The 16364-nt window shown below is 70.0% G+C and carries 15 protein-coding genes; 7 read left to right on the top strand and 8 right to left on the bottom strand.

Annotated elements, in window-relative coordinates:
• Window positions 1-15 precede the first annotated feature (15 nt).
• Both EBE87_RS05915 and alaS read right to left on the bottom strand, forming a co-directional pair.
• Window positions 16-1059, bottom strand: coding sequence for a DmpA family aminopeptidase (locus EBE87_RS05915; protein WP_233560044.1), 1044 nt, complete (start codon window positions 1057-1059; stop codon window positions 16-18).
• A gap of 23 nt (window positions 1060-1082) precedes the next feature.
• Window positions 1083-3731 (bottom strand): alanine--tRNA ligase, encoded by a 2649-nt coding sequence (gene alaS, locus EBE87_RS05910; protein ID WP_120640422.1) that lies wholly within the window; start codon window positions 3729-3731, stop codon window positions 1083-1085.
• Between the two features lie 102 nt (window positions 3732-3833).
• Between alaS and EBE87_RS05905 the strand changes: the two genes are divergently transcribed.
• The 4 genes from EBE87_RS05905 to EBE87_RS05890 all read left to right on the top strand — a co-directional run bounded on the left by EBE87_RS05905 (window position 3834) and on the right by EBE87_RS05890 (window position 7249).
• The gene (locus tag EBE87_RS05905; protein ID WP_120640423.1) at window positions 3834-5141 is read left to right on the top strand and encodes a replication-associated recombination protein A; all 1308 of its coding nucleotides are present in this window, start codon (window positions 3834-3836) and stop codon (window positions 5139-5141) included.
• Window positions 5142-5226: 85 nt separating this feature from the next.
• On the top strand, window positions 5227-5481 hold the full coding sequence (locus EBE87_RS05900) for a hypothetical protein (protein ID WP_120640424.1): 255 nt from the start codon (window positions 5227-5229) through the stop codon (window positions 5479-5481).
• Between the two features lie 74 nt (window positions 5482-5555).
• The gene (locus EBE87_RS05895; RefSeq protein WP_120640425.1) at window positions 5556-6815 is read left to right on the top strand and encodes an MFS transporter; all 1260 of its coding nucleotides are present in this window, start codon (window positions 5556-5558) and stop codon (window positions 6813-6815) included.
• Between the two features lie 44 nt (window positions 6816-6859).
• On the top strand, window positions 6860-7249 hold the full coding sequence (locus EBE87_RS05890; RefSeq protein WP_120640426.1) for a CrcB family protein: 390 nt from the start codon (window positions 6860-6862) through the stop codon (window positions 7247-7249).
• A 25-nt stretch (window positions 7250-7274) separates the two neighbouring features.
• On the opposite strand, the gene EBE87_RS05885 is transcribed toward EBE87_RS05890, so the two are convergent.
• A complete protein-coding gene (locus EBE87_RS05885) occupies window positions 7275-7475 on the bottom strand; it encodes an AbrB/MazE/SpoVT family DNA-binding domain-containing protein (protein ID WP_147426190.1) in 201 nt (66 codons plus the stop codon).
• A 108-nt stretch (window positions 7476-7583) separates the two neighbouring features.
• Here EBE87_RS05885 and EBE87_RS05880 point away from each other — a divergent pair, with 108 nt between their 5' ends.
• Together EBE87_RS05880 and EBE87_RS05875 are read left to right on the top strand one after the other, a co-directional pair.
• Window positions 7584-8564: an RluA family pseudouridine synthase gene (locus EBE87_RS05880; RefSeq protein ID WP_120640428.1), complete on the top strand. Its 981-nt coding sequence runs from the start codon at window positions 7584-7586 to the stop codon at window positions 8562-8564.
• Window positions 8565-8568: 4 nt separating this feature from the next.
• On the top strand, window positions 8569-11136 hold the full coding sequence (locus EBE87_RS05875) for an AsmA family protein (RefSeq protein WP_122139929.1): 2568 nt from the start codon (window positions 8569-8571) through the stop codon (window positions 11134-11136).
• Between the two features lie 57 nt (window positions 11137-11193).
• On the opposite strand, the gene recA is transcribed toward EBE87_RS05875, so the two are convergent.
• The 3 genes from recA to EBE87_RS05860 form a co-directional block, all read right to left on the bottom strand.
• Window positions 11194-12231 (bottom strand): recombinase RecA, encoded by a 1038-nt coding sequence (gene recA, locus EBE87_RS05870; protein ID WP_120639909.1) that lies wholly within the window; start codon window positions 12229-12231, stop codon window positions 11194-11196.
• 206 nt (window positions 12232-12437) lie between these two features.
• A complete protein-coding gene (locus tag EBE87_RS05865; protein ID WP_233553358.1) occupies window positions 12438-13883 on the bottom strand; it encodes an ATP-binding protein in 1446 nt (481 codons plus the stop codon).
• Window positions 13884-13997: 114 nt separating this feature from the next.
• Window positions 13998-14222 carry a hypothetical protein gene (locus EBE87_RS05860; RefSeq protein ID WP_147426149.1) on the bottom strand — a complete coding sequence of 75 codons (225 nt, stop codon included), beginning with the start codon at window positions 14220-14222 and terminating at the stop codon, window positions 13998-14000.
• A 130-nt stretch (window positions 14223-14352) separates the two neighbouring features.
• Between EBE87_RS05860 and EBE87_RS05855 the strand changes: the two genes are divergently transcribed.
• Window positions 14353-14595 carry a hypothetical protein gene (locus tag EBE87_RS05855; protein WP_120639905.1) on the top strand — a complete coding sequence of 81 codons (243 nt, stop codon included), beginning with the start codon at window positions 14353-14355 and terminating at the stop codon, window positions 14593-14595.
• A 31-nt stretch (window positions 14596-14626) separates the two neighbouring features.
• Here EBE87_RS05855 and speE read toward each other — a convergent pair whose 3' ends face one another.
• Together speE and speD are read right to left on the bottom strand one after the other, a co-directional pair.
• Window positions 14627-15499 (bottom strand): polyamine aminopropyltransferase, encoded by an 873-nt coding sequence (gene speE, locus EBE87_RS05850; protein WP_120639904.1) that lies wholly within the window; start codon window positions 15497-15499, stop codon window positions 14627-14629.
• A gap of 85 nt (window positions 15500-15584) precedes the next feature.
• Window positions 15585-16031 carry an adenosylmethionine decarboxylase gene (speD, locus tag EBE87_RS05845; RefSeq protein ID WP_120639903.1) on the bottom strand — a complete coding sequence of 149 codons (447 nt, stop codon included), beginning with the start codon at window positions 16029-16031 and terminating at the stop codon, window positions 15585-15587.
• Between the last annotated feature and the right edge of the window lie 333 nt (window positions 16032-16364).

Below are 16364 nucleotides of genomic sequence, written 5' to 3'. Positions count from 1 at the left end.
GGCGCGCCGGCCCGTTTATTCGGGCCGGTGCGCCGAGAGCACCGCGCGCACGGCCTCGATATCAATGGCCTCGACCTTGCGCTTCTTGCCCGTGGCCGGGTCGCGGCTTTCAACCGTGGTCGCGCGCAGCAGCGAATTCAGCACCGCTTCCTCCACCGCCTCAGCGACGGCGACGAACAGCGGCGACATCTTCTCATTCGGCCAGTCCGCCACCATGCCCTCGGGCGCCGGGCGGCGCACCTGCGGGTGGGTGGAGAAGGCGATGGCGTAATCGCCGGAGCCGTCCGAGAAAGCCGCGCCCGTGCGCGCCAACCCGGCCATGGAGCGCAGCGCCAGCCGACCCAGGTTGCGGTCCGACAGCGGCGCATCGGTGGCGATCACCACCATCACCGAGCCATCGGCATCGCCCTTGTCGGCATGTTCCTTCAGGTAGAACTTGCCCAGCGCGCGGCCCATCGGCACGCCGTCCATGACCAGCGCGCCGCCATAGTTGCTCTGCACCAGCGCGCCGACCGTGAAGCCGCCCAGCGCCGCCGGCAGCTTGCGGGAGGAAGTGCCGATGCCGCCCTTCCAGCCGAAGGCCACCGTGCCGGTGCCGGCGCCGACGCTGCCTTCCTCCACCGCGCCATCGCGGGCGGAATTCAGCGCCGCCAGCACATCCTCGTCCACGATGCCGCGGGCGCGGATGTCGTTCAGCCGGCCGTCATTGGTCTCGCCCACCACGGCGTTCACGGAAAGCGCCTGCGGGTTGCGCTCCAGCGTCCAGTCCACCAGCGCCTCCACCGCCCGCCCGACGGCGAGGGTATTGGTGAGCACGATGGGCGTCTCCAGCTCCCCCAGCTCCTGCAACTGGGTGGCGCCAGCCAGCTTGCCGTAGCCATTGATGACGGCCAGCCCCGCCGGCACGCGCTCGGCATAGAGGTTGCCGCCATGCGGCAGGATGGCGGTGACACCACTGCGGATGCCCTCACCCTCCAGCTTGGTCACCTGCCCGACCAGCACGCCCGCCACGTCGGTGATGGCGTTCAGCTTGCCCGGGGCGAATTGCCCCGGACGCAAGCCGAGTTCCCGCGCGCGCGGCTTCACGCCGCCAAGGCGGTGCGAATGGCCGCCAGCGCGTCGTCAGCCTTGCTCGCGTCGGGGCCACCGGCCTGGGCCATATGCGGCTTGCCGCCGCCACCCTGGCCACCCACCGCCGCCGCCGCCGCGCGCACCAGCGCCACGGCATCCGCCTTTCCCGCCGCGCCGGCGCCGACGCCCACCACGATGGAGGCCTTGCCATCGGCGGTGGAAACCAGCGCCACCACATCGGCGGCATCCTGCTTCAGCAGCGCCTCGGCCACGCCGCGCAGGTCCTTGGGCGGGATCTCGCCCAGGTTGCGCGCCGCGAGGCGAACGCCGCCCACCTCTTCCGCCGCCGCCGCGCTGCCGCCGGTCGCCATCTGGCGGCGCAGCTCGGACATCTCGCGCTCCAGCTTGCGGCGCTCTTCCAGCAGGGTGGCGATGCGGCCGGGCAGCTCGGCCGGGCGGGCCTTCAGCAGCCCGGCGGCCTCGCGCAGCACCTTCTGCTCGTTCTCGACCAGTTCCAGCGCGGCGGCGCCGGTCACGGCCTCCACGCGCCGCACGCCGGCCGAAACCGCACCCTCGGACACGATCTTGAACAGCCCGATATCGCCCGTGCGCTTCACATGCGTGCCGCCGCACAGCTCCAGCGAATAGACGCCGTGCTTGGCCGTGGCATCGGCATCGAAGCCCATGCCGACCACGCGCACCTCGTCGCCATACTTCTCGCCGAACAGCGCCGTGGCGCCGGCCTCAACCGCCGCTTCCGGCGTCATCAGCCGGGTGGTGACCTCGGCATTCTCGCGGATGCGGTTGTTCACCTCGGCCTCGACCCAGGCGAGGTCATCGCCCGTCATCGGCGTCGGCTGGGACACGTCGAAGCGCAGGCGGTCCGGCGCGTTCAGCGAGCCCTTCTGCGCCACGTGGTTGCCCAGGCGGCGGCGCAGCGCCTCATGCAGCAGGTGCGTCGCGGAATGGTGGGCGCGGATGGCGCCACGGCGCTCATGCGCCACTTCCGCCTGCACCGCCTGGCCTACGGCCGCTTCGCCCGCTTCCACCGTGCCGAGGTGCACGAAGAGGCCCAGCTTCTTCTGCGTATCCTTGATGGCAATGCGCAGCCCATTAGGGCCGGTGATGGTCCCGGTATCGCCCACCTGGCCGCCGCTCTCGGCATAGAAGGGCGTCTGGTTCAGCACCACGCCAACCTCGGTGCCGGCCGCCGCCTTCTCCACCGGCTGCCCACCGGCGACAATCGCGAGGATCTCGCCCTCGGCGCTCTCGGTGGAATAGCCCAGGAACTCGCTGGCCTGGCCCAGCTTCTCCTTCAGGTCGAACCACACCGTCTCGGTCGCGGCCTCGCCCGAGCCCGCCCAGGCGGCGCGGGCGCGCTTGCGCTGCTCGGCCATGGCGGCCTCGAAGCCTTCCACGTCCACGGCGCGGCCCTCGGCGCGCAGCGCGTCCTGCGTCAGGTCCAGCGGGAAGCCGTAGGTGTCATAGAGCTTGAAGGCCACGTCGCCGGGCAGCGTGCCCTTCTCGCCCAGCTTCGCCGTCTCCTCGGCCAGCATGCCGAGGCCGCGCTCCAGCAGGCTGCGGAAGCGGTTCTCTTCGAGTTTCAGCGTCTCGCTGATCAGGCTCTCCGCACGCACCAGTTCGGGGTAGGCGGCGCCCATCTGGCGGATCAGCGCCGGCAGCAGGCGGTACAGCAACGGCTCCTTGGCGCCCATCATGTGCGCGTGGCGCATGGCGCGGCGCAGGATGCGGCGCAGCACATAGCCACGGCCCTCGTTGGAAGGCATCACGCCATCGGCGATCAGGAAGGCGCCGGAACGCAGGTGGTCCGCCACCACGCGGTGGCTCACCTTGAACGGCCCGTCAGGCGCCTGCCCGGTGGCCTCGGCCGAGGCCAGGATCAGCGCGCGGAAGGTGTCGATGTCATAGTTGTCGTGCTTGCCCTGCAGGATGGCGGCAAACCGCTCCAGCCCCATGCCGGTATCGATCGAGGGGCGCGGCAGCGGGTTACGGGTCCCCGCCGGCTCCTCCAGATACTGCATGAAGACCAGGTTCCAGATCTCGATGAACCGGTCGCCATCCTCGTCCGGGCTGCCCGGGGGGCCACCGGGGATCTTGTCGCCATGGTCGTAGAAGATTTCCGAGCACGGGCCGCAGGGCCCCGTATCGCCCATCCGCCAGAAATTGTCGGAGGTCGGGATGCGGATGATCTTGTCGTCGGACAGGCCGGCGATCTTGCGCCACAGCGCGGCGGCGTCCTCGTCCTCGGAATAGACCGTGACCAGCAGCTTCTCCTTCGGCAGGGAGAAGTCCTTGGTCAGCAGCGTCCAGGCATGGGTGATCGCCTCTTCCTTGAAGTAATCGCCGAAGGAGAAATTCCCCAGCATCTCAAAGAAGGTATGGTGCCGGGCGGTGTAGCCGACATTGTCCAGGTCGTTGTGCTTGCCGCCGGCGCGCACGCTCTTCTGGGCCGTGGTGGCGCGGCTATAGGGCCGCTTCTCCTGCCCGGTGAAGACGTTCTTGAACTGCACCATGCCGCTGTTGGTGAACATCAGCGTCGGGTCGTTGCGCGGCACCAGCGGCGAGGATTCCACCACCGTATGGCCATTGCGGGCGAAATAATCGAGGAAGGTAGCCCGGATATCGTTGCTGCTGGTCATCGTCCGCTGCTTCGCCCGCATTAAAGGAAATTTGCCGCTTCACCTAGCGCGCCGGGCCGGTGGTGGGAAGGCCCGGCCCTATGCGCCTATATAGGGAGCACCATGCCGCAGCCCTCCCCCGGCCTTTTCGACGACCAGGCCCCCCGCCCCCTCGCAGACCGCCTGCGCCCCACCTCCCTGGCCGAGGTCACGGGCCAGGACCACCTGCTCGGCCCCTCCGGCCCGCTGGCGCGGATGGTGGCGGCGCGGGCCATCTCCTCCATGGTGCTCTGGGGCCCGCCCGGCACCGGCAAGACCACCATCGCCCGCCTGCTGGCCGGCGCCAGCGACCTGCATTTCGAGGCCGTCTCCGCCATCCAAGGCGGCGTGGCGGACCTCCGCAAGGTCTTCGAGGCCGCGAAGGGCCGCCGCATCACCGGCCGCGGCACCCTGTTGTTCGTGGACGAGATCCACCGCTTCAACCGCGCCCAGCAGGATGCCTTCCTGCCCTATATCGAGGACGGCACCATCGTCCTGGTCGGCGCCACGACGGAAAACCCCTCCTTCGAGCTGAACGGCGCCATCCTCTCCCGCGTCCGCGTCTTCATCCTGAACGCCCTGGACGCCGATGCCCTGCGCGTCCTGCTGACCCGCGCCGAAGCCCTGATGGACCGCCCCCTGCCCCTGGCCCCCGAAGCGCGGGAGGCATTGGTGGACATGGCCGGCGGCGACGGCCGCTACATGCTCAACATGGCCGAGCAGATCTTCGCCCTCGCCCAGGGCGAGAACCTCGGCATCGAGGACATGGGCCAGCTTCTCCAGCGCCGCATGCCCTCCCACGACAAGGCGGGCGACGGGCATTACGACCTGCTCAGCGCCTTCCACAAGTCGCTGCGGGGCTCCGACCCCCATGCCGCGCTCTACTACGCCGCGCGCATGATCAACGCCGGGGAATCGCCGGAAGCGGTCTTCCGCCGCCTCGCCTGCGCCGCCTCCGAGGATGTCGGCATGGCGGACCCGCAGGCCATGGTGCAGGTGATGACCGCCTGGGGCGCCTTCGATCGCATCGGCTGGCCGGAAGGCCGGCTGTTCCTGGCGCAGGCCATCAACTACGTCGCCACCGCGCCCAAATCGAATGCCAGCTACATGGGCTGGTACGCCGCCATGGCCGCCGCCCAGCGCAGCGCCCATGTGGCGCCGCCCATGCGCATCCTGAATGCGCCCACCAAGCTGATGAAGGAGATGGGCCGCAAGGCCGGCTACCAGTACGACCACGACTACCCGGACGCCTATGCCGGCCAGCAGTTCCTGCCGGACGACCTCGCCGGCGCCGAGTTCTACGAGCCCAACGAACGCGGCTTCGAACGCGACGTGCGGCGGCGGCTGGACTACTGGTCCGGCCTGAAGGCGAAGCGCAACGGCGGCGCCTGAACGCCGCATGACGGAGCTTTCACGCACCTCTCCGGGCAGGCGGCGCGTTGTAAAGCCAAGAAAAACCATCTTGGGACACTGTGTCATGCGCTTCACCATCCTGCCCGCCCTTGCCGTGGCCATTGGCCTCGGCGCCACCGCCCTGCCCGCCAGCGCCAAGGAAGGCGGCTGCGTGAAGGACGGCGCGGTGGGTGCCGTCGCCGGGCATTTCGTCGGCAAGGGCCATGCCGTCGCGGGTGCCGCGGCCGGCTGCGCCGTCGGCGCCCACCGCCGCAACGAGGCCGAGAAGCGGGACCAGCAGCAACAGCAGAACGCGCAGCCGCAGGCCCGCAGCCACTAGGCCGGCCACCCGGCATGCATCCGCCGCATCCGCCGCGGCGTTGCTGAGGCCGCACCCCTCGGAGCCGGCCACCCATGCCCGTGCCTTCCCCCGCCGGGCCGGCGCGGCCGGGCCAGGACCGCCGCCTGCGGCGTGGCCTCGATGCCCTGAACTTCTTGCTCGCCGATGTGCGGGACGGGCTCGGCCCCTACCTCGCCATCTATCTGCTGGCGGTGCGGGGGCCGCAGGGTGGCTGGAACGAGGCCACCATCGGGCTGGTCATGACCCTGGCGGGCCTGGCCGGCCTGCTGTCGCAAACCCCCATCGGCGCGCTGATCGACCGCAGCCGGCACAAGCGCGGCATCGTGGTCGCCGCCGCCCTGGCGGTGACGCTGAGCTGCCTGACCCTGCCCTTCATCACCGGCTTCGCCGCCGTGGCGGCCACCCAGTCCATCGCCGCCGTGGCGGGCGCGGTGTTTCCGCCCGCCCTGGCCGGCATCACGCTGGGCGTGGTGGGGCCACGCGCCTTCGCGCGCCGCATCGGCCGCAACGAGGCTTTCAACCACGGCGGCAATGCCCTTTCGGCGGCGCTGGCGGCGGGCACGGCGGTGTTCTTCGGCCCGGTGGTGGTCTTCTGGATCATGGCGGCACTGGCCCTGCTGAGCATCGGCGCCATGCTCAGCATCCCGGCCGCCGCCATCGACGACGACCTGGCGCGCGGGCTGGAGGATGGGCGGAAGAGCGCGGCGGCCGGGCAGCCCTCCGCCTGGCGCAGCCTGCTGACCTGTCGCCCCCTGCTGGTCTTCGCGGTGCTCATGGCCTGCTTCCACCTGGCCAATGCCGCCATGCTGCCCACGGTGGGGCAGTTGCTGACGCGGGTGGTGGGCAAGGATTACGCGACCTCGCTGATCGCCGGCTGCATCGTGGCGGCGCAATGCGTGATGGTGCCGGTGGCCATGCTGGCCGGCGCCAGGGCCGACCGCTGGGGCCGCAAGCCGCTCTTCCTGGCCGCCTTCGGCGTGCTGGCGCTGCGCGGCGGGCTTTACGTCCTGTCCGACAATCCCTGGTGGCTGCTGGGGGTGCAACTGCTGGACGGCGTGGGCGCCGGCATCTTCGGCGCGCTCTTCCCCGTGGTGGTGGCGGACCTGACGCGCGGCACCGGGCGCTTCAATGTCAGCCAGGGCGCGGTCGCCACCGCCCAGGGGCTGGGGGCCGCCCTCAGCGCCAGCCTGGCCGGGTCGGTCATCGTGGCTGCCGGCTATTCGGCCGCCTTCCTGACGCTGGGCGGCATCGCCGCCATCGGCTTCCTCGGCTACCTGCTGCTGATGCCGGAAACCCGCCCCGCCCGGGGCTAGGCCGCCTCTTTCACGGCCGCGCCGGCCCGGCCACACTGCGCGGCATGAATCCTTTCGCTCCCCAGCTCCTGGCCCTGGTCGCGGTGGGCGGCGCCGCCGGCTCCGTGCTGCGCTACGCCACCGGCGTCTGGTGCGCCCGCTGGTTCGGCATCGCCCTTCCCTGGGGAACGCTGGCGGTGAATGTGCTGGGCAGCGGTGCCATCGGCCTGCTGGGCGGGCTGATGCTGGGTGGCCTGCCCTTGAGCCAGGAAGCGCGGCTGCTGGCCATCACCGGCTTCCTGGGCGGCTTCACCACTTTCTCGGCCTTCTCGCTGGACCTCGGCACCCTGGCGCTGCGCTCCCCCATGCAGGCGGGGCTCTACTTGGCGCTGACGCTACTGGGCGGGCTCGGCGCCTTCGCGCTCTGCTTCGCGCTAGGGCGCGCGGTCGCCTAGGGCTGCCTGGGCATGGAGAGGAAAATTATCCTTTACCATCCTGCCTCGCCCGGCTATCCTGCACCTCCGCAGCCGGGTGCGGTGCGTCCGCCGCACAGACCAGCCGGCCCGGCCAAAGCAGCAGAACCCCGTCATGCACCTGGATGCGGAAGTGCCGGGGCGAGCCCAGCGCCTCCACCACCGCCTTGGGCAGGGTCAACTGGTTCTTGCTGGTGAGCTTGGCCATCCGCATCGCCGCTGCCTCCGGTAAGGAAGTAAGATAGTAAGGAATTTATTCCTTGCGTCAAAGAGATTTGGCTCGACGCGCCGCGCGGCTGGGGCTAATGCCGCGCGCATGACCATCCAGCACCGCACCGTTCATGCGGCGGACGCCGATTCCCGGCTGGACCGCTGGTTCCGCCGCTATTTCCCACAACTGACTCAAGGCGCGTTGCAGAAGCTGCTGCGCACCGGGCAGATCCGCGTGGACGGCAAGCGCGTCGAGGCCAATACGCGCCTGGAGCGCGGCCAGGAAATCCGCATCCCGCCCATCCCTGAAGGCCCCGCGCCCGATACCGGCCCCCGCATCCGCGAAGTGACGCCGGAAGACGCCAAGGCGCTGGAGCGGATGATCCTCTACAGCGACGATTCCATCATCGCGCTGGACAAGCCGCATGGCCTGCCGGTGCAGGGTGGGCCCAACATCAAGAAGCACCTGGATGGCATGCTGGATGCCCTGCGCTTCGGGCATGAGGAACGGCCGCGCCTGGTGCACCGGCTGGACCGCGATACCTCCGGCGTCATCCTGATCGCACGCGACCAGCGCGTGGCCTCCTTCCTGGCGAAGGCCTTCCGTGGGCGGGATGCCGAGAAGACCTACTGGGCCATCGTGGTCGGCCAGCCGCAATATGAGGGTGGGCGCATCGACATGCCGCTGGCCAAGCAGGGCGGCGGCCCGCAGGGCGAGCGCGTGGTGCCGGCCGAGGGCAAGGACGGCGCCTTCGCCGTCACGGAATTCTCCACCATGGACGTGGCCCGCCGCCACGCCACCTGGCTGGAGCTGAAGCCGCTGACCGGCCGCACCCACCAGCTTCGCGTCCACTGCGCCAGCGCGCTCGGCTGCCCCATCCTGGGCGACGGCAAGTATGGTGGCCAGGCGGCGCATCTGGAGGGCATGTCCCACAGCCTGCACCTGCATGCCCGCCGCCTCTCCATCCCGCATCCGGATGGCGGACGGCTGGAGGTCACGGCGCCCCTGCCCCCGCATATGCTGGAAAGCTTCGAGACGCTTGGCTTCTCCCGCCCGCGCAACACCGCGCCTAAGCGCATAGCCTGACGCCATGACGGTGCCGCTCCCCCCCCGGCGCCGGCGAGGCCGCCGCGCCCTGATCGCCCTGGCCGTGGTGGTGGCGGTGCCGCTGGCCGGCTATGCCACGCTGCGGGTGCTGTTGCGCGACGATGTGCTGCGCCCCCGGCTGATCGCCGCCGTGCATCAGGCCACGGGGCGGGACCTGACGCTCTCCGGCCCTATCGGGCTGAAGCTCTCCCTGGTGCCGACGGTGACGCTGGAGGGCGTGGCCCTCTCCAACGCCCCTGGCGGCAGCCGGCCGCAGATGCTGACGGCCCGCCGGGTGGAAGCGCGCCTGGCGCTCATCCCGCTCTTCTCCCGCCGTGTCGCCTTTGAGCAGGTGACGCTGATCGAGCCCGACCTGCTGCTGGAGCGGGGCGCGCAGGGCCAGGGCAACTGGGTCTTCGCCCCACCCGCGCCGGCCGAGGCGCCACCGCCCGCCGCCGCCAGCGCCAGCGCACCCGCGGCCCCGGCGGCGCCCCTGCAGCTCTCGATCGCCGCCATCGGCATCCAGGGCGGCCGGCTGTCCTGGCGCGATGCCGGCGCGGCCAAGGCCGAAGTTCTGGATATCCGCGACCTGCTGCTGCGCGCCGAGACCCCGGACGCCCCGATCACCTTCGAGGGCCAGCTGGCGCTGCGCGAGGTGCCGCTGGCGGTGCAGGGGCAGGCCGGGCCGCTGCCGCGCCTGTTGGGCGCCACAGAGGCGCCGGCCAACTGGCCCCTGCGCCTGACCCTGGCGGCGCCCGGTGTACAACTGGTGCTGGATGCCAATGCCACCCGGCCGGAGGCCGCCGCCGGCTGGCAGGCCACGCTGAACGCCACCGCCGACCGCTCCGACCGCCTGGCGCCCTTCCTGCGCCAGCCGCTGCCGCCGATGACCGGGCTGGATATCCATGCCGAGCTAACCGATGCCGGCCCCGGACAGCCGCCGCGGCTGTTGAACCTGCGCGCCAGGATGGCTTCGGCGGATCTTTCGGCGCAGGTGCCGGAACTGCGCCTGGGCAGCACCGCGCTGACGATCTCGGGCGAAGGCCCCACCGAGCTGGAAGGCACGGTGGAGATGCGCGGCGTGCCCTGGCAGGCGGCGGCGACGCTGCCGCCGCTGGCGGAGCTGCGCGGCACCGCGCCCTGGCCGGTCAGCCTGGGCCTGCGCGGCGAGGGTGTTTCCGCCACCGCCACCGGCACCGTCTCCGGGCCACAACGGCAGCAATGGGCCGGCACCGTGTCGCTGCAGGCGGCGGATACGGCGGCGATGCTGCGCTCCTTCGGCCTCGCCACGCCGCTGCTGCACGACCTGCGGCTGGATGGGCGGATCAGCCGTGACGCGAAGCGGCTGGAGGTGCAGGCGCTGCAGCTGCAATCGCGCGATCTGGTGCTGCAGGGCGATGCCAGCCTGGACAGCAGCGGCCAGCGCCCGAAGCTGGTGGCCGTGCTGACCGTGCCGCGCCTGGACCTGGACCGCATCTCGCAACTGCAGCCCCGGGCGGCGCTGCCTTCCGCCGCCGTGCCCGCCGTGCCGCCGGTGCCCGCCCCGCCGGCCGAACCGCCACTGGCCCAGCCGGCCGACACGGCGCCGGAGCGGTTGATCCCCCTGCTGCCGCTGCCGGTGGCGTGGATGCATGCCCTGGATGCCGAGCTGCGGCTGGCGGTCGGCGACCTGAAGGCCGGGCGCGTGCTGTACCGCGACCAGCGCGCCACCATGACACTGGCGGATGGGCGCCTGGCCATGACGCCGGTCTCGCTGGGCATCCCTGGTGGGCGGCTGGCGCTGGCCCTGCATGCCGATGCCACCGCCACGCCGCCCCGCGTCACGCTCTCGGCACGGCATGAGGGCAATGGCATTGAGCTGCAGCCGCTGCTGCAGACCTACCGCCTGCCGGACCAGAGCAGCGGGCGGGTGGAACTGGAAGCCGAGCTCGCCGGCCAGGGCGCCGATACGCGGGCGCTGGCGGGTTCGCTGAACGGGCAGGTCGCGCTGGCCATGGCCAATGGGCAGATCGGCAACGCGCTGCTGGACCGCTTCCTGGGCGACCTGCGGCGCCTGCTGGGCTCCAATGGCGGCGGCGAGGCCGCCAGCACGCCGCTGCGCTGCTTCGCCCTGCGGCTGGGCCTGCGGGAAGGCGTGGCGCGGCCGGAAGCCATGCTGCTGGAAAGCGGGCTGGCCGATGTGGCCGGTACCGGCGAGATCGACCTGGGGCAGGAGCGGCTGAACCTGCGGCTGCTGCCGCAGGTGCGTCTCGGCAGCCTGGGGCTCAGCGCGCCGGTCAAGGTGAGCGGCAGCTTCCTGCGCCCGGTTTCCCGCCTGGAACAGGGCGGCGCCGCGCAGGCGGCGGCCAGCATCGCCGGGGAACTGGCGGCGCGGCAGAAGAATTCCGGCGTCGCGGCGCTGGGCCAGCTGGCAGAGGCCCTGGCCGGGCGGCCGGGCCTGCCGGATTGCGCGCAGCAACTGGCCGTGGCGCGTGGCGGCCGCCCTGGTCCGGTGCCACCACCCGAGACCCGCAACGAGCAGCAACGCCGCCCCAATGCGGTTGATGTGCTGCGCGGGCTGCTGGGCCGGTAAGGCAGGCAAGAAAAAAGGGGGGCATCGCTGCCCCCCTTTCCCGTTCCGGCCGGGCGGTTATTCCGCCGCGGCGTCCTCGCTTTCCGGCTCGCCGGTCATCATGGCCTCGGCCACCAGGCCGGCCTGGGCCCGCACCCGCTGCTCGATGCTCTCGGCCATGGCCGGGTTGTCGCGCAGGAACTGCTTGGCGTTCTCGCGCCCCTGGCCGATGCGCTGGTTGTCGCAGGAGAACCAGGCGCCAGACTTCTCGACCACGCCGGCCTTCACGCCCAGGTCGACCAGCTCACCGACCTTGGAGATGCCCTCGCCGTACATGATGTCGAACTCGAGCTGGCGGAACGGCGGCGCCATCTTGTTCTTCACCACCTTCACGCGGGTCTGGTTGCCCACCACGTTCTCACGGTCCTTGATCTGACCGATGCGGCGGATCTCCAGGCGCACGGAGGCATAGAACTTCAGCGCGTTGCCGCCCGTCGTGGTCTCCGGATTGCCGAACATCACGCCGATCTTCAGGCGGATCTGGTTCAGGAAGATCAGCAGGCAGTTGGAGCGGGAGACGGTGCCGGTCAGCTTGCGCAGCGCCTGGGACATCAGGCGGGCATGCAGGCCGACATGGCTATCGCCCATCTCGCCTTCCAGCTCGGCGCGCGGCACCAGGGCGGCGACGGAATCGACCACCAGCACGTCCACGGCGCCGGAGCGCACCAGCGTGTCGGCGATCTCCAGCGCCTGCTCACCGGCATCGGGCTGCGAGATCAGCAGGTTGTCCACGTCCACGCCCAGCTTGCGGGCATAACCGGGGTCCAACGCATGCTCGGCGTCGATGAAGGCGCAGGTGCCGCCGCGCTTCTGCGCCTCGGCGATGGCATGCAGCGCCAGCGTCGTCTTGCCCGAGGATTCCGGACCGTAGATCTCGACGATGCGGCCCTTCGGCAGGCCGCCGATGCCCAGCGCGAGGTCGAGGCCGAGCGAGCCAGTCGAGATGACTTCCACCTCGTCGCTGCCCTGCTTGGCGCCCATGCGCATGATGGAGCCCTTGCCGAAGGCCCGTTCGATCTGGCTGAGCGCGGCGTCGAGCGCCTTGTTCTTATCCATGGTATGCAAAGCCCTTCTGGCAGAGGCCGTAGGTGGTGATGCGTGGTATGAACCGAGCAGGCCATGCGCCACAAGCGCCGCCCCCGAGTTCACGAAATAGCGAGCAAGTGTGGCGTGGTTCGCGGTGATTCCCAAGCGCTGACCATGCCCTCGCGCGTGTTCCCTATATGTTCACTTCTGGTCGTTTTCGCAAGGGTTTTCAGCCATCATTCAGCGGGAACAGGCTCTCCCACCGCGGCGACCAACTCCGCCGGTCCATAAGGCTTGGCCAGGAAGCGGATGCCGTCTTCCTCCAGCCCGCCATCCACAGCTGCATGGGCGTAACCGCTAACCAGAAGCACCGGCAGGCGGGGCAGCCGCGCCCGCATCGCCCGCGCCAGCGCCACGCCATCCATGCCGGGCATGGCCACGTCGGACACCAGATGGCCCGGCACCAGCCCTTCTTCCAGCAGAGCCAGGGCGGTTTCGGCATCCTCCGCCACCACCACGTCATGCCCGGCGCGGCGCAGCGCACGCTCGGCCAGTCGTCGCAGCGGCGCCTCGTCGTCCACCAGCAGAATCGGTCCCGCCGGATGGCACGCGGGCTGAGCCGACGCGGGCGCGGCCGGCAGGGAATCGGCAATGGGCTCATCCACCCGGGGCAGCAGGATACGGAAGCAGGCGCCCTGCCCCGGCTGGCTTTCCACCACCATGAAGCCACCCGACTGCCGCACGATGCCATGCACCGTGGCCAGGCCCAGGCCGGTACCGCCCCGCTCCGGGCGAGTAGTGAAGAAGGGCTCGAAGATACGCGGCAGCACCTCGGGCGGAATGCCGCCGCCGGTATCGGTCACTTCCAGCACGGTCCAGCGGCCTGGCGGCACCGTATCCGGGACGCCCGGCAGCGGTGAAAGCAGCACCAGCCGGCCGGTGGAAAGCCGCAGCCGCCCGCCTTGCGGCATGGCCTGCCGGGCGTTCATGGCGAGGTTCATCACGACCCGGTCGAGCTGCGAAGGGTCGATCAGCACCATCCGCCCGGCCTCATCCAGCGCCACCTCCAGCGCCACGCCCTGGCGCTGTCCGCTGCCGCGCAACAGCGAGGCAATGCCTTCCACCGCTTCGTTCAGCGGCACCAGCCGGGGGGCCAGCACCTGCTGCCGGGCATAAGCCAGCAATTGCTTCACCAGCAGCGCCCCGCGCCCGGCGGCCTGACGTATCTGGGTCAGTTCGGCGGCCAGGACTGGATCGGCGGCACCAGCCAGCCGCTGGGCATCCTCGCTGGCGCCCAGCACCACGGTCAGGAGGTTGTTGAAGTCATGCGCGATGCCGCCGGCCAGGGTGCCGAGGGTTTGCAGCCGGTCGGCCTCGGCGGCGGCCTGGCGGGGCGTCAGATCCTGTAGCAGCAGCAGCGAATCGCCGCGGGGAAGGGTGATGCGTCGGATAGCCACCGGCGCTTCGGGCATGCCCTGCGGCGCGGCGAGGCGCGATTCGCGTGGCGCGGCACCAGGCTGCGCCAGCCAATCAGCCATCTCGGCACGAAGCGCGGGGGCAAAGATACGCTCGGCGGGCCAGCCAGGGCGCACCGGCTGGGTGGGCCCCAGCGCAGCCTGCAAGGGCGTATTCACCGCCCGGACCATGCCGCCGGCATCGAGCAGCGCCGCAGCTTCCGGCAAGCCAGCCAGCACCGCCAGGACGGCCGGCTCAGTCCTGCGCCAGGAGCACCGCCGATTGAGTCGCCACCAAGCCATGCAGCCAGCTTAACTCACGAATTCGTGAAGTGGCAGTGGTTATTCCAGGAGAGCGATGGTTCGTGACAGGACGCCCTGGCAGGCATGCAGCGTCCCCAGATTGTCCGGCCCGGCAACAGGCAGGCGCAGTGCCGGCGGGATGGCCGATGCGGCGCAAAGCGGTGTCAAAGGACCCTGCCCCGCCAGCCGGCCAGCCACGGAAAGGATATCGTCCGGCCGCGGCGGCTGGCCGGCGGCCAGTTGCAGCGCGTGGTCCATCTTCATGCGCAATCCCCCTGCACTGGTAGTGAAGGCAGCGGAGCCTGCACCGATTCGGGTGAAGGAAGGGTCAAGGCCGGCGGAAGGCGCCCGGGTAGGGAATCGGTAAGGAGCGCGGTCTTATGCTGCCCTGGCCATGACACCCCAACCGCAACAGGCCATCCTGGCCAGCATCGAGCAGATGGATTCAACGCTCGCCGTGGCGACAGCCCTGGCGGAATCCGGCCGTGCCCTCGATCTGCACGGGCTGGAGGAGGATATGACGCGCCTCTGCGGCGCCGTGCTGCTGCTGCCCGCCGAGGACGGGCGGGTGCTGCGCCCCGCCATGGCGGGGCTGCTGGCGCGGCTGGAGGGTCTCTCCGCCGCGCTGCTGCGCTGAAGGGCGGCGCATACGCCGCCCTTCGCGGGCTTCAGCCCTTCGCCGGCAGGTGCTTGGCGATATAGGGCGGCAGGTTGAAGGAACCGGTGTGGATTTCCGGCGTCCAATACTGCGTCTGGCCCAGGATGCCGGCGGCTTCGGCGCGGGCACGGATGGTCGCGGTATCCACCGCGCGCAGGGAGGCATCCTTGGCGGACCAGCCCAGCGTCATGAAGCCGCCGACATAGGTCGGCACCGCGACGACGTAAGCAGAAATGTCGCTGAAGGACTTGGCACGGCGGACCGAGGTATCGTGCAGCTCGTCGGCCTGCATGGCTGGCACGCCGCCCTGGTTGACGATCACGCCCTTCTCCGACAGCAGGCGCGCGACATTGGCGTAGAACTCATCGGTGAAGAGCACTTCGCCCACGCCGATCGGGTCGGTGCTGTCCACAATGACAACATCGAAGCTGCCATCGGCGGCCTTGCGGACATAGTCGATGCCGTCGGCCACCAGCACCTCGGCGCGCGGGTCGTTCCAGGCGTCGCCGGCGATGGAGGGCATGAATTCCTTGGCCAGGCGGATCACCTCGCCGTCGATCTCGACCATCACGGCCTTCTCGACATTCCTGTGCTGCAGCACACGCTTCAGCACGCCGCCGTCGCCCGCGCCGATGATCAGCACGCGCTTGGCATCGCCATGCGCCAGCAGCGGCACATGGGCCAGCATCTCCTGGTAGACGAACTCGTCAGCTTCGGTGATCTGCACAACGCCATCGAGCATCAGCACGCGACCATGCGTGTAGCTCTCGAAGATCATGATGTCCTGGAAGTCGCTCTGCACGCGGGCCAGCTCACGCTTGACCATGAAGCGCTGGCCCCATTCGGGATAGAGGGTCTCATTCACCCAGGAATCGGTTGGCATCGTGTGAATCCTCTGCAGATGCACAAAAAGAAGAAGGGCGGGGTCATGGACCCCGCCCCCCATCACGTCACGTAAAAGTCTGGTGTCAGCCGATCAGGCCGCGCTTGTGCTCGGCAAGCTGCACGCGCTCGGGCAGGAAGCCCTTCTTCAGGATCGGCACCGCCAGATACGGGTTGCAGATGCCGCAGACAAAGATGTCCAGCGCGGCATAGGAACGCTCCGGCCAGGTGTGGATCGAGACATGGCTCTCGGCCAGCACCAGCACGCCGCTCACGCCACCCGGATGGAAGTGGTGGAAGTGGCCATGCAGGATGGTCGCGCCGGTCTCGATCGCGGCTTCACGCAGCACGGAATCGATATGCGCGGGGTCGTCCAGGTTAGTGGCGCCCCACAGGTCCACGATCAGGTGCGTACCCGCGAAGCGGACACCGTCGCGTTCGACGAAGTGGTCCTTCGCCTCAGCGGCATCAAAAGTCTGGGCTTCGCTCGGGTGCTCCGAGACCATCCCCAGCGGAGAAACGAGAGAGTCCATGTTGCGGGCTCCTTTCCACCAGCAGATGACCGGGTTGATCGGACATCGATCGGGTCAACGGGGGCCGCATATGAGGCAATACCCCCCAATTCTCAAGGAAAATCGGGACCTTCAGGCCGAAAGAATCGCGTGTCCCCCCTGCGTTCTACGCGCATCTCTCCGCGCCGCCCCCTAAAGGCTCCGCAATGACTCCCGCCAAGCGATGCCGAATCGGTAAAAAATGCCGGTCGGAAAGGGCGGTAACGGGCGCGAGAGATGCCCCTCGCGCCGGGGGGCGAAAAAAAAGCGGGGCAAAGGGGATTGGAAGCGCATTTTCTGGCGCGGGGCCGCTTG

The sequence above is a fragment of the Teichococcus wenyumeiae genome, assembly GCF_003696345.1.
Classification (GTDB): Bacteria; Pseudomonadota; Alphaproteobacteria; order Acetobacterales; family Acetobacteraceae; genus Pseudoroseomonas; species Pseudoroseomonas wenyumeiae.
The sequence above is the reverse complement of the archived record's forward strand: the minus strand, read 5'-3'. Positions and strand labels throughout refer to the sequence as shown.

Excerpts from the sequence above, each read along its gene's own strand:
- EBE87_RS05860 (WP_147426149.1), bottom strand. The coding sequence starts at position 14,222 with ATGAAGATGGACCACGCGCTGCAACTGGCCGCCGGCCAGCCGCCGCGG.
- recA (WP_120639909.1), bottom strand. The coding sequence starts at position 12,231 with ATGGATAAGAACAAGGCGCTCGACGCCGCGCTCAGCCAGATCGAACGG.
- speD (WP_120639903.1), bottom strand. The coding sequence starts at position 16,031 with ATGGACTCTCTCGTTTCTCCGCTGGGGATGGTCTCGGAGCACCCGAGC.
- EBE87_RS05890 (WP_120640426.1), top strand. The coding sequence starts at position 6,860 with ATGAATCCTTTCGCTCCCCAGCTCCTGGCCCTGGTCGCGGTGGGCGGC.
- EBE87_RS05905 (WP_120640423.1), top strand. The coding sequence starts at position 3,834 with ATGCCGCAGCCCTCCCCCGGCCTTTTCGACGACCAGGCCCCCCGCCCC.
- EBE87_RS05885 (WP_147426190.1), bottom strand. The coding sequence starts at position 7,475 with ATGGCCAAGCTCACCAGCAAGAACCAGTTGACCCTGCCCAAGGCGGTG.
- EBE87_RS05900 (WP_120640424.1), top strand. The coding sequence starts at position 5,227 with ATGCGCTTCACCATCCTGCCCGCCCTTGCCGTGGCCATTGGCCTCGGC.
- EBE87_RS05875 (WP_122139929.1), top strand. The coding sequence starts at position 8,569 with ATGACGGTGCCGCTCCCCCCCCGGCGCCGGCGAGGCCGCCGCGCCCTG.
- EBE87_RS05895 (WP_120640425.1), top strand. The coding sequence starts at position 5,556 with ATGCCCGTGCCTTCCCCCGCCGGGCCGGCGCGGCCGGGCCAGGACCGC.
- alaS (WP_120640422.1), bottom strand. The coding sequence starts at position 3,731 with ATGACCAGCAGCAACGATATCCGGGCTACCTTCCTCGATTATTTCGCC.
- EBE87_RS05855 (WP_120639905.1), top strand. The coding sequence starts at position 14,353 with ATGACACCCCAACCGCAACAGGCCATCCTGGCCAGCATCGAGCAGATG.
- EBE87_RS05880 (WP_120640428.1), top strand. The coding sequence starts at position 7,584 with ATGACCATCCAGCACCGCACCGTTCATGCGGCGGACGCCGATTCCCGG.
- speE (WP_120639904.1), bottom strand. The coding sequence starts at position 15,499 with ATGCCAACCGATTCCTGGGTGAATGAGACCCTCTATCCCGAATGGGGC.